This is a genomic window from Streptomyces sp. LaBMicrA B280, from assembly GCF_049222185.1.
GTDB classification, from domain to species: Bacteria; Actinomycetota; Actinomycetes; order Streptomycetales; family Streptomycetaceae; genus Streptomyces; species Streptomyces murinus.
In genome coordinates this window covers 113,724-127,231 of record NZ_JBMJCT010000014.1, presented here as the reverse complement: position 1 = coordinate 127,231, position 13,508 = coordinate 113,724, and the positions used below count along the sequence as shown (strand labels likewise).

Sequence of the window (13,508 nt, the reverse complement as noted above, 5' to 3'; positions counted from 1 at the left end):
GTTGACCACCCCACCCGCCCCCGCGGACCGACTGCTACCCCTGACCGGCGCCCAGTCGGGCATCTGGAACGCGCAACGGCTGGAACCGGACTCGCCGTACTACGTGGTCGGGGACGTGGTGGAGATATCCGGCGGCGAGCTGCCGATCGACCCGCGGGCGCTCGCCGAGGCCGTCCGGGCGACCACCGAGGAGGCCGAGAGCCTGCGCCTGCGGGTGTACGACACCCCCGAGGGACCGCGCCAGAGGGTGAGCGACGCCCCGGTGGAGCCGCCCCGGATCATCGACGTCGGCGGCGCGAGCGACCCCGCGGCCGCGGCCGCCGCCCTCGTCGAGGCCGAGCGGGCCCGCGCGGCCGAGACCTGCCGCGAGATGGTGGACCGCCCGCTGTACGCGCCCGTCGTCATCCGGCTCTCCGACCGGGAGGTCTGGTACACCCAGCTCGGCCACCACCTGGTCTTCGACGGCTACAGCGGAGCCATGCTGGCCCGCCGCACCGCCGCCCACTACACCGCCCTGGTGCGGGGGACCGAACCGCCGCGCGGCACCTTCGGGACGCTCGCGGACGTCGTCGCCGCCGACCGCGCCTACCGGGAGAGCGAACGGGCGGCGGCCGACCGCGCCTACTGGGTGGACCGCTTCACCCCGCTGCCCGACCTCGACGACGTGCGCGCCCCCGCCGCGCCCTCCGGCCGCTCGCTGAGCGCCCGCACCCGGCTCACCCCCGAACTGACCGCCCGGCTGCGCGACTTCGCCGACCGGGAGAAGGCCACCTGGGGCGAGGCGCTGATCGCCTGCTACGCCGCCTTCCTGCACCGCGTGCTCGGCCGCACGGACGTGGTCTTCGCGCTGCCGCTGATGTGCCGGACCGCCGCCGCCGAACTGCGCACCCCGGTGATGGCCGTCAATGTGCTGCCGCTGCGGGTGGACGTGCACGGCGGGGACGACCTCGGCGAGCTGACCCGCAGAGTCGCCGCCACGCTGCGCGAGACGCGCAGGCATCAGCGCTACCGGGGCGAGGACCTGCCGCGCGACCTCGGGGTGCCCGGCGCGGGCGCGCTGCTGCACGGCCGCGGGATCAACCTCAAGGCGTTCGACCTGGCACTGGACTTCGCCGGAGCGACGGGCCTGATGCGCAATGTCGCGGGCGGCCCGCCCGAGGACATGGGCCTGGCGGTGCTGCCCACCCCCGACGGGGGACTCCACCTCGGCTTCGAGGTGGACGCCCGGGACCACGACCAGGAGAGCGTCGACGGCAAACTGGCCGCATTCCGCGCGCTGTTGAACGGGCTGCTGGACGGACGGGCCGTCGCCCGCGTCCCGATGGGCGGCGCCGACGGCGAGGTCCCGGCCCCCTGGACCCCCGCGGCCCTGCCCGGCGCACCGCTCCTCGTGCCGGACGCGCTCGACGCCATGGCCGCGGCGGTCGCCGAGGACACCGCCCTCGTCTGCGGCACGGACCGGCACTCCGCCGGTGAACTGGCGGGCCGGGTACACCGGTTGGCCCGCGCGCTGCGGGCCCGCGGCATCGGACCCGACGATGTCGTGGCCCTCGCGCTGCCCCGCTCCGCCGACCTGGTCACCGCCCTGCTCGCGGTCCTGGACGCCGGTGCCGCCTTCCTCCCCCTGGACACCGCCTACCCGCCCCAGCGGCTGCGCGCCCTCGTCGAGGACGCCAGCCCGGCCCTGGTGGTCACCACCGGCGCGGTCGACGGCCTCCCCTGGGACACCCTGCTCGCCGAGGCCGAGCCCCTGTCCGGCGCGCCGCTGGCACCGGCCGAACTGGCCGCGCCCCGCCACCCGGAGCACCTGGCCTACGTCATCCACACCTCAGGCTCCGCCGGACGCCCCAAGGGCGTGCTCGGCCGGGCGGGCGGCCTGGCCGCGCTGCTGCACCACCAGCGCGCCACGGTCGTCGCCGAGACGGAACGCGCCACGGGCCGGCGGCTGCGCGTGGCCCACACCTACTCGTTCGCCTTCGACTCGGCCTTCGACCACCTCGTATGGCTGCTGTGCGGACACGAACTCCACGTCTACGACGCCGAGACGGTCCGCGACGCCGACGCGCTGCTCACGGCGTACGCCCGGGACGGCATCGATGTCGTCGACACCACGCCGTCGATGGCGGCGGCCCTGGTCGACGGGGGACTGCTGGACCTGCGCCCGGCCCTGCTCGTCCTCGGCGGCGAGGCCACACCCCCGGCGCTGTGGCAGCGGGTCGTGGCCTCGGGCGTCACCGCCCGCAACATGTACGGCCCGACCGAGGCGACCGTGGACAGCACCACCGCGCCCGTCACCGGAGACGCCCCCACCATCGGCCGGCCGCTGGCGGGCACCCGTGCCTACGTCCTGGACCGCGCCCTGCACCCGGTGCCGCCGGGCGCGGTGGGCGAGCTGTACCTGGCGGGCCCGCACCTGGCCCGGGGCTATCTCGGCATGCCCGGCACGAGTGCCGAGCGGTTCGTCGCCGACCCGTACGGGCCGCCCGGGGCGCGGATGTACCGCACCGGCGACCTGGCGCGCTGGGTCCCGGGCCGCGGACTGGACTACCTGGGCCGCGCCGACGGCCAGGTGAAGGTGCGCGGCCACCGGGTGGAGACCGGCGAGGTAGAGGCCGCGCTGGCCGCGCTGCCCGGAGTCACCGCCGCTGCCGCCGCCGTACGCTCCGCCCGGCTGGTCGGATACGTCGTGTCCGCCACCGCCACCGCCGAGGCGGTGCGCGCCCGGCTGGCCGAGTCGCTGCCCGAGCACCTCGTACCCGCCGCCGTGGTGGTGCTCGACGCGCTGCCCCTCACCCCCAACGGCAAGCTCGACCGCGCCGCGCTGCCCGCCCCCGTCACCGCGGGCGGCGGCCGGGAGCCCCGCACCGAGCGGGAACGCCTGCTGTGCGCGGCGCTCGCCGAGGTGTTCGAGGTCGAACGGGTCGGTGTGGACGACGACTTCTTCACCCTCGGCGGGGACAGCATCACGGCGATCACGGTCAGCGGCAGGCTGCGCGCGCTGGGCCTCGAACTGCGGCCCCGGGACCTGCTGGCCCGCCGCAGCTTCGCCTCCCTCGCCGCCGGTGCCGTACCCGCCGAGGAGAGCGACGAACCGGCCGACGAGCCGACCGGACCCGTCACCGCGCCGCCCATCGTGCGCGAGCTGCTCGACGCCCACCCGGACATCGACACCGTCGCCGGATACGCCCAGTGGACGGCCCTGCGCGTCCCCGAACTCACCCTGGAAAAACTGGACATGGGGGTCCGGGCGATCCTCGACCGGCATGACGCGCTGCGGCTGCGGGCCGACGAGGACGGCCTGGAGATCCTGCCCCGGGGCGCGGTGCCCGCGGTCGTCACCGAGGTCCACGGCGCGGACGCCGCCACGGTCGCCCGTCGGCTGGCGGACGAACTGGACCCGCGCCGCGGCGACCTGCTGCGGGCGGCCCTGCTCCGCACCGGCCCGGACACCCCGGACGAGCTGGTCCTCGTGGTGCACCACCTCGCCATGGACGGCGTCTCCTGGCGGCTCGTCATCCCCGATCTGCACACGGCCTGCACGGACGGCACCCTGCCGTCGGCCGGTACTTCCTGGCGGCGGCACGCCACCGTCCTCGCCGAACAGGGCGCCGCCGGAACCCGCCGGGACGAACTCGGCCACTGGCGCGCCGCCCTCGCCTCCGCGACCCGTCTCGGCCCCCGGCCCCTGGACCGGACGAAGGACACGGTCTCGACCGCCCACCGGTCCCTCACCGTGGCCTCCCCGGCCGTCACCGAGGCCCTGCTGACCACCCTGCCCGCGGCCTATCGCGCCGGTGTCGACGAGGTCCTGCTCGCGGCCCTCGTCCTGGCGCTGCGGGAGTGGGGCGCCGACGGGGACGCGGTGACCGTCACCCTGGAGGGACACGGCCGCGAACACCTCGATCTCGCCCGCACCGTCGGCTGGTTCACCAGCGAGTACCCGGTGCGGGTCCCGGCGGGCGGCGACCCCGGGGAGGTGCTGCGGGCGGCCAAGGAGGCCAAGCGCGGCGCCCCCGGAGGGGGGCTCGGCTACGGCGTGCTCCGCCACCTCGACCCGGCGGGCGCCGAACTGGCCGCCGTACCACCGCCGGACGTGCTGCTCAACTACCTGGGCCGCTTCGCGCCGTTGACCGGAACCGGATGGCAACTGCCCGAGAAGGACGCCTTCTCGGTGCTCGAACCCGGCGCCAAGGCACTGGAACAGGTGCTCGCCCTCAACTGCTTCGTCCACGAAGGGGACACACCCCGGCTCGCCGTCGAGTGGACCGCCGCGACCGGAGTCATCGGCGCCGACACGGTGGCCGCCCTGCACACGGCGTGGGACCGGGCCCTGGAACTGCTCGCCGACCACGCGCGGCACACCACCGGCGGCCTGACCCCGTCCGATCTCCCGCTGGTCGACCTCGACCAGGACACCATCCGGGCACTGGAGCGCTCAGGGCCGATCGAGGACGTGTGGCCCGCCACCCCGCTCCAGGTCGGACTGTCCTTCCACACCCTGGTCCGCGACGACCCGGACACCGATGTGTACGTCGTCCGGGCCGTGACCACCCTGGAAGGCGAACTCGACCCCGAGCGCCTGGCGCTGGCCGCACGCGAACTGCTGCGCCGCAACCCGTCGTTGCGCGTGTACCTGGCGCAGACCGGCGACGAGGTGGTGCAGGTGGTGCCCGCCGAGGCCACCCTGGAGTGGCGCCAGGACGACGACTTCGAGCGGGCCGCGCAGGCCGAACTGGCGCGCCCCTTCGATCCGTCCGGGCCGCCGCTGATCCGCTTCCTGCTCTCCCGCGTCGGCCCCGCCGAGCACAAACTGGTGATCACCAACCACCACGCGCTGCTGGACGGCTGGTCCATGCCGCTGGTCGGCCGGACCCTGCTCGGCATCTACGCCGAACTGGGCGGCGGCCCGAAGGTGCCCCCCGCCGCCGATGTCCGCGAGTACTACCGCTGGCTGGCCGGCCAGGACCGCGAGGCGTCCCTCACCGCGTGGCGCGAGGCACTCGACGGCGTCGACGGCGCCACCCGGCTGGCACCGGCGACGGCCGGGACCCCGGTCGAGCGGCCCGGCCGGATCACGCTGGACCTGGGTCCTGACTTCAGCGAACGGCTGCGCGCCTTCGCCCGCGACCAGGGCGTCACCCTGACCACGGTGCTCCAGACCGCGTGGGGCCTGCTCCTCGGCAGGCTCACCGGCCGCGACGACGTGGTGTTCGGCTGCCCGGCGTCCGGCCGGCCCGCCGAGGTGGACGGCGTCGCCGCCATGATCGGCCAGCTCGGCACCACCATCCCCGTGCGGGTGCGGCACACCCAGGACACGACGGCCCGGGAGCTGCTGGCACAGGTGCACGGCGAGAGCCTCGCACTGGCCGACCACCACCACGTCGGCCTGCCCGGGATCCAGCGGATCGCGGGCGCGGGTGAACTCTTCGGCACCATGCTGGTGATGGAGAACTTCCCGCTCTCCGACCGGAACCGCACCCCACTGGCCCCCGGGCTCGACCTGGCCGCGGTGGACATCACCGACGCCACCCACTACGCGCTCACCGTGATCGTGCTCCCCGGGGACACCCTCACCATCGGACTCGGCTACCAGCCGAGCGCCTTCGACGAGCCGACGGTGCGCGACTACGGCCGCCGACTGCACCACCTGCTGCGCGAGATCGTCGCCGATCCCGCACGGCCCGTGCTCGCCCTGCCGCTGCTCGACGCGGACGAGCGGCAGCGGATGCTGCGCACCGGCACCGGGGCCCGTCCGGTCCGTGCCCGCGGTCCCTGGCTGGAAGAGTTCGCCTCCTGGGTGCGCCGCAAGCCCGACGCCGAGGCCCTGGTCTGCCGCGACCGCGTCCTGACCTACGCGGAACTGGACCGGGAGGCCAACCGGCTCGCACACGCGCTGATCCGGCGCGGCGTGCGCCCGCAGGACCCGGTCGCGGTGTTCCTCGGCCGGGACATCGAGATGACGGTGGCCCTGTTCGCCGTGGCCAAGGCGGGCGCGGTCTACGTGCCGATGGACGCGAGCTACCCCCGGGACCGGCTGGCGTACATGCTGGAGGACCTCGCACCGGCCGCCGCCGTCACCACGGGCGCCGAACTGCCCACCGCCCGCGACCTGCCGGTGCTGCGCCTCGACGACCCGGCCACCCTCGCAGGGCTGCCCGGCACCGACCCGGACGGGGCCCGCACCGGCCTCACCGAGGACGCGCTCGCCTACGTCATCTACACCTCCGGCACCACCGGCCGGCCCAAGGGCGTCGGCGTCACCCACCGCGGCGTACCCGACCTGATCGCCCTCCAGGAGGACGTCGTCCAGGTCACCGAGCACGACCGCTATCTGCACTTCGCCTCGACCGGATTCGACGTGGCGTTCTGGCAGACCATGGTGCCGCTGCTGTCCGGCGGCACCTCCGTGATCGCCCCCGAGGAGGTACGCGTCCCCGGCGACGAACTGCTGGACTACATCGCCGAGCACCGGGTGACCGGCGTGAACCTGCTGCCGTCGTTCCTGGCGGCGATGCCCGACGACCGCACCGTCGACCCCGAGGTGTTCTTCGTCGTCGGCGCCGAACGCCTCGATCCCGAACTGGCCCGGCGCTGGGGCGAGGGCCGGCGGGCCCTGTTCAACGCCTACGGCCCCACCGAGGTCACCATCAACTCCGTCACCTGGAAGTACGATCCGGCCGACCCGGGCCCGCTGCCGATCGGCCGCCCCGACCCCAACGTCCGCGCCTACGTCCTGGACCGGGGTCTGCACCCCGTGGGCACCGGCGTGACGGGCGAGCTGTACCTCGCCGGACCGAGCCTGGCGCGCGGCTACCTCGGCCGCCCCGAGCTGACCGCCGCCGCGTTCGTGGCCGACCCCTTCGGACCGCCCGGCGAACGCATGTACCGCACCGGCGACCTGGTGCGCTGGCGGGCGGACGGACAGCTGGTGTTCCTCGGCCGCGCCGACCACCAGATCAAGATCCGCGGCTTCCGGGTCGAGCTGGGCGAGATCGAGTCCGCGCTGACCCGCCACCCCGAGGTGCGCGCCTGCGCGGTGGTCCTGCGCGAGGGACGGCTCGTCGGCTACGTCATCCCGGTCGACGGCGCCGAGTGCGACACCGCCCGGCTCCGCGAGCACCTGGCCGCCGGGCTGCCGGACCACATGGTGCCCACCGCGCTGGTGGTGCTCGACCGGCTGCCGCTGGGCCCCGGCGGAAAGCTCGACACCGCGGCCCTGCCCGCCCCCGACACCGCGGCGGCCGACCGACGCGAACCCGCCACTCCCGCCGAGGCGGTGCTGCTCGGTGTCTTCCGGGACATCCTCGGCAGCGAGGACATCGGACCCGACGACGACTTCTTCGCGATCGGCGGGGACAGCATCGTCTCCCTCCAGGTGGTCTCCCGCGCCCGCCGACAAGGACTCCAGCTGACCGCGCGGGACGTGTTCGAGGGAGCCACGGTCGCCGGGATCGCCGCCCGCGCCCGGGCCCTCACCGAGGACCGGGCCCCGGCGGTCGGCGACGCCCCGCTGACCCCCCTCATGCGGGACCTGCTGCGCCGCGCGGGCACCGCCGCCGACGGCTTCTGCCAGTGGACGGAGATCTGCGTCCCGCCCGGCGGCGACGAGCACGCCTGGCGGACCGTGTTCGACAAGGTGCTGGCCCGCCATGACGTGCTGCGCGCCCATCTGGTCGCGGACGCGCTGCGCATCCCGCCGACCGGCACGGTGACCGGAGCCGATGTGCTGGTCCGGGTGCCGGTGGCGCCTGACCTCACCGCCGAGGGCCTGCGCGCCCTGACCGACGAGTGGACCGCCGGGACCCGCGCCGCGCTGGACCCGCGCACCGGACCGCTGCTGCGCGCGATCTGGCTCGACGCCGGAGCCGCGCGGCCCGGCCGGCTCGTCCTGATCGCCCATCACCTCCTCGTGGACGGCGTCTCCTGGCGGATCCTGCTGGACGACGTGCGCCACGCGTACGAGGGCGGCACCCCGGCCCGGCACGGCGTGTCCTTCCTGGCCTGGGCGCGCACCCTGCGCGAGGCCGACCGGGGCGCCGAACTGCCGCACTGGCGAGGGATGACGGCCACCGGGGCACTGGCGGCCCGGCCGCTGGACCCCGCCCGGGACACCGCGGCCACCGCCGCGCACCACGAGATCCACCTCGACGCCGACACCACCCGGGCCCTGACCACGACCCTGCCCGCCGCCCTTCGCAGCACACCGGACGCGCCCCTGCTCACGGCGCTCGCCCGGGCCGTACGCGCCTGGCGCGGCACCCCGCGACCGCTGGTCGCGCTGGAGAGCCACGGCCGCCCGGCCGACGCGGACCTCTCCCAGACCGTCGGCTGGTTCACCGCCGTCCACCCGGTGCTGCTCGACCCCGACGACGACCCGAAGGCGGTCGCCGAACGGCTGCGCGCCCAGGGCGACGGCCTGGGGCACGGCATCCTCACCACGGCCGGACTGCTGGACCCGGTCGCCCCCGAGATCGCCTGGAACTATCTCGGCCGCTACACGGGCGCCCCGGACACCGAGACCGCCTGGCAGGCACCCCCGGACGCGGACCCGCTCGGCTCCGGCGGCACCGACGGCATGCCGCTGCCGTACGCGCTGATGGTCAACGCGCTGGTCCGCGAGGACCGGCTCGGGATCCGGCTGACCTGGCCCGGCGCGCTGTTCACCGCCGCCGAGATCGAGCGGCTGGCCGAGCGGCTGCGGACCGCGCTGCTCGATGTCGCCGCCGCGCCGGAGCTGGGCTCGCTCGACACCGGGCGGCCGATCGCCGAGGCGCAGCCGCTGACGCCGTTGCAGGAGGTGATGCTGCGGCACTCGCGCGTCGAGCGCCCCGACCCCTACACCGTGCAGTCGGCCTTCTCCCTCACCGGGACACCGGACCTCGACGCGCTGCGCGGCGCCGGTGCCGACCTGCTGGCCCGGCATCCGAACCTGGGCGCCGTGTTCCCGGCCGGTCTCGCGCTCGTCCCGAAGTCCCCGGAACCGGACTTCCGCGTCTGCGACGGACCCGCCGAGGAAGTGCTCGCCGCCGATCTGGCGGAGCCGTTCGACCTGAGCGCGGGCCCGTTGCTCCGGCTGACCGTGATCCGCCATGAACCCGGACGCTTCGACCTGGTCCTGACCAGCCATCATGTGCTCTCCGACGGCTGGTCGGCGCCCCGCATCCTCACCGAGCTGTTCGCCCTCTACACGGCACGGCTGCGCGGCGAGGAGGCGGATCTGCCCGCACCCGTGCCGTTCGGCGACTACCTCGCCTGGCGCGCCGCCCACGAACCCGACCTCGGGGTCTGGGCCGGTGAGCTGGCGGGGCTGCCCGAGGGGAACTATCTGGGCGCCGGTGACCTCGGACCCGCCTGGCAGGAACCCGAGGTGTTCACCTTCGACGCGCCGCTGGTGGACCGGCTCACCCGGCTCGCGGCCCGCCGCGGACTGACCCGCAGCACCCTGGTGCAGGGCGCGTGGGCGGTGCTGCTCGCCCGGCGCTCCGGGCACCAGGACGTCTGCTTCGGGGCCATGGTCGCCTGCCGGCCCCCGGAGCTGGCGGGCGTCGAGGAGATCGTCGGACTGCTCGCCAACACCGTGCCGGTACGGGCCCGGCTGACGGGCACCCTCGCCGAGGCCCTCACCGCGCTCCAGACCCGCCAGCGGGCCCTGCTCGACCACCATCATGTGGCCATGTCCGACCTGGAACGCGTCACCGGGCGGCGCAGGCTCTTCGACAGCCTCGTGGTGTTCGAGAACTACCCGGTGGACCGCGACCGGCTGCGCGAGCCCGCCCCCGGACTCACCCTCACGGACAGCCGCTTCCGCGAGGCCACCCACCACCCGGTGACCCTGACCGTCATGCCGGACGGCGACACCTGGACCGGAGTGCTCGCCCACCGGTCCGCAGCCGCCGCCGACGGACTCGCCGAGGAACTGCTCGATCTGCTGCGCGACTTGGCGGACCACCTCGACCGTGACGTCCGCACCCTGCTGGAGCGGCGATGACGCAGAAGACCGCCGCACCGGCCGAGAAGGTCGACGGACCGCTGCTGCGCATCGCGTTCATCCTGGTCCTCGGCACGTTCATGGCGTCCATCGACGCCACGATCGTCAGCGTCGGCATCGACACCCTGGCAAGCGAGTTCCATGCCTCGCTGGCCGAGATCCAGTGGGTCAGCACCGCCTATCTGCTGGCCGTCGTCACCGCCGTACCCGCCTCCGGCTGGCTCGCCGACCGCCTCGGCGGCCGGCGGGTCTGGCTGGTCGCCGTGGGGATCTTCCTGGGCGGGTCGGCCCTGTGCGCCCTGTCCTGGTCCGTGACCAGCCTGATCGTCTTCCGGGTGCTCCAGGGCCTGGGCGGCGGACTGCTGCCGCCGACCGGGCAGGCCCTGCTGGCCCGGATCGCCGGACCCGCCCGCACCGGACGGGTGATCAGCGTCGTCGCGGTCGTCCCGCTGCTGTCACCGGTGCTCGGCCCGCTGGTCGGCGGCGCCCTGCTCGGGGCGGCCTCCTGGCCCTGGCTGTTCCTGGTCAATCTGCCGGTCGGCGTCGCCGCGGTGCTGCTTGCCCGCCGTCATGTGCCGGTGCTGGAACCGGCGTCCCGGCGGGCCGCGTTCGATGTCCGGGGGGCCGTCCTGCTGTCACCCGGCCTCGCCGTCCTGGTGTTCGGCCTGACCGAGGTCGCGCACGGCAACACGCCCGCGGCGACCGTGGGGGTGAGCGCGGGCCTGCTCATGCTGGCGGGCTTCGTCGTGCACGGCCTGCGCACCCGGGGCACCCCGCTGATCGACCCGCGGCTGTTCACCCGGCCGCCGCTCGGCGCGGCGGCCCTGGCCCTGCTGGTCCTCGGCGCGTCCGTGTTCGGTACGACGTTCCTGCTGCCGCTGTACTTCCAGACCGGGCGCGGACTGTCGGCCTGGGGGACGGGACTGCTGCTGGCCCCCCAGGGGCTCGGCGCGGCGGCCGGATCCGTGCTGGTCAACCGCACCATCGACAAGGTGGCCCCGAGGACCCTGGTGATCACCGGAGTCACCCTGGTCCTGGCCGGTACGGTCCCCTTCACCCAGCTCGACCACGGACTGCCCGACGCCGCGATCGCCCTGGCGCTCCTGGTGCGCGGCTTCGGGATGGCCATGATCGGCGCCCCCGTGATGAACATCGTCTACAGCCGGATCGAGTCCCAGCAGATCGCCCGCGCCTCCGGAGCGCTCAACCTCCTCAGTACCGTCGGCGGTTCGCTGGGGACCGCGGCCCTCGCCGTGGTCCTCCAGGACCGGCTCGGCGCCCGGCACCAGGACGTCCCCGCGGCGTTCGCCGACACCTTCTGGTGGGTCGTCGGACTCGGGCTGCTGGCCGCGGCCGGGACGACGAGACTGCCCCGGACCCGCGCCCTCAGGAGAGCCTGATGATGCACACACTGCCCGCCCCCGCCGAGCTCACCACGGCCCTTCCCCTGTCCACGGCGACGGCCCGGGCCGTCGCAGAGCACCGCGACACCGTCGCCGCCGTACTCGACGGCAGGGACCCCCGGCTGCTCGTGATCGCCGGTCCCTGCTCGGTCCACGATCCCGCCGCCGCCCTGGAGTACGCGAGCCTGCTCGCCGCCGCCGCGCGCCGCTTCTCGGACGACCTGGTCGTCGTCCTGCGGGCCTACCTGGAGAAGCCGCGCACGGCGCTGGGCTGGACCGGGCTGCTCAACTACCCCGCCCTCGACGGCAAGAGCGATCTGGCGACCGGTCTGCGCACCGGCCGCGCGTTCCTCACCGAGGCCGCCGCCCTGGGGCTGCCCCTCGCCTACGAGTTCGTCGACCCCCTCCTCGCGCCCTACCTGGCCGACACGGTCTCCTGGGCCGCGATCGGTGCCCGGACGGTGGCCAGCCAGCCGCACCGGCACCTGGCCTCCTGGCTCCCGATGCCGGTCGGCATGAAGAACTGCGTGTCCGGCGATCTGGGCTCCGCCGTCGACGCCGTCCAGGTCGCCTCCCACCCGCACGCCCTGCCCGTGCCGGCACCGGACGGCCGGCTCACCGTGACGCACACCATCGGCAACTCCCACGCCCACCTGGTGCTGCGGGGCGGTCCGGTGCCCAACTACGGTGCCGCCGGCACCGAGCACGCCCGCTCGCTGCTGACGGCGGCCGGTCTGACGCCGCTTCTCGTCGTGGACGCCTCGCACGGCAACAGCGGCAAGGACCACAACCGTCAGCCGGAGGTCGTCGCCGACCTCGCCGGGCGGATCGGCGACGGGGAGCCGGGCCTGGCCGGGGTGATGATCGAGTCGTATCTCTCCGACGGCCGCCAGGACCTCGCGGCGACCGTCCTGCGCCGGGACGTCAGCGTCACCGACGCCTGCCTGGGCTGGTCCCGCACCCTCCCCCTGCTCGACCTGCTGGCGCGGGCCGCCAACCGCCGCCGCGGGAAGCACGCCTGACCCCCACTCATTTGCACATTAGGTAAGCCTTACCTAAGTTATTCGCAGACCCTGTTCCAAGGAGGAATCTCCATGCGAGTCGTCATGTTCGGGTACCAGACCTGGGGCCACCGGACCTTGCAAGCGCTCCTCGACTCCGACCACGAGGTGGTCATGGTGGTCACGCACCCCAAGAGCGAGCACGCCTACGAGAAGATCTGGAGCGACTCCGTGGCGGACCTGGCGGCGGACCACGAGGTCCCGGTCGTCATCCGCAACCGGCCCGACGACGAGGAGCTGCTCACGCTGCTCAAGGAGGCGGACCCGGACATCATCGTCGCCAACAACTGGCGCACCTGGATCCCTCCGCGCGTCTACTCCCTGCCCCGCCGCGGCACGCTCAACGTCCATGACTCGCTGCTGCCGAAGTACGCCGGTTTCTCCCCGCTCATCTGGGCCCTCGTCAACGGGGAGAAGGAGGTCGGCGTCACCGCCCACATGATGAACGAGGAACTGGACGCCGGAGACATCGTCGCCCAGCGAGCGGTGCCCGTGGGCCCCTCGGACACGGCGACCGACCTGTTCCACAAGACCGTCGACCTGATCGCCCCGGTCACCATCGGCGCGCTCGACCTCATCGCGTCCGGGCAGACCGAGTTCACCCGGCAGGACCGGTCCGAGGCCACCTTCTTCCACAAGCGCGCCGAGGACGACATCAGGATCGACTGGAACTGGCCCGCCGAGGACCTGGAGCGCCTGATCCGGGCCCAGTCCGCCCCGTACCCGGCCGCCTTCACCCATCACCGGGGCAGGCGCCTCGAAGTCCTCGGCGCCGTCGTCTCCCAGAACCGCTACGGCGGCACACCGGGCCGCGTCTTCTACCGCGAGGGCGACGGCGTGGTGATCGTCGCCGGAGCCGATGCCCGCACCGGCCGCAACCACGGACTGGCCATCACCCGCGTCCGGACCGACGACGGCCGCGAGCTGCCCGCGACCGAGTACTTCACGGCGATGGGCGGCTACCTCACCACCCACCCCTGACCGACCGGCCCCACCGGCCGCCGCCCCGGCCCGGGCGATCGCCCCGGGCCGGGCCTCGAAGCTCGGCGCACCCTT

The 13,508-nt window shown here is 74.5% G+C and carries 4 protein-coding genes; all 4 read left to right on the top strand.

Annotated features, from left to right (window positions below; all coding sequences use genetic code 11):
* Nucleotide 1: 1 nt before the first annotated feature.
* The 4 genes from ACLF5H_RS15015 (at nt 2) to ACLF5H_RS15000 (ending at nt 13,433) form a co-directional block, all read left to right on the top strand.
* Nucleotides 2-9,988 carry an amino acid adenylation domain-containing protein gene (locus tag ACLF5H_RS15015; protein WP_421676573.1) on the top strand — a complete coding sequence of 3,329 codons (9,987 nt, stop codon included), beginning with the start codon at nt 2-4 and terminating at the stop codon, nt 9,986-9,988.
* Complete coding sequence (locus ACLF5H_RS15010; RefSeq protein WP_421676572.1) at nt 9,985-11,388, top strand: DHA2 family efflux MFS transporter permease subunit; 1,404 nt, start codon at nt 9,985-9,987, stop codon at nt 11,386-11,388. The genes ACLF5H_RS15015 and ACLF5H_RS15010 overlap by 4 nt, the downstream gene beginning before the upstream one ends.
* A complete protein-coding gene (locus ACLF5H_RS15005; protein ID WP_421676571.1) occupies nt 11,388-12,413 on the top strand; it encodes a 3-deoxy-7-phosphoheptulonate synthase in 1,026 nt (341 codons plus the stop codon). Before ACLF5H_RS15010 ends, ACLF5H_RS15005 begins: the two co-directional genes overlap by 1 nt.
* 72 nt (nt 12,414-12,485) lie before the next feature.
* Nucleotides 12,486-13,433 carry a methionyl-tRNA formyltransferase gene (locus ACLF5H_RS15000; RefSeq protein ID WP_421676570.1) on the top strand — a complete coding sequence of 316 codons (948 nt, stop codon included), beginning with the start codon at nt 12,486-12,488 and terminating at the stop codon, nt 13,431-13,433.
* The last annotated feature ends 75 nt before the right edge of the window (nt 13,434-13,508 follow it).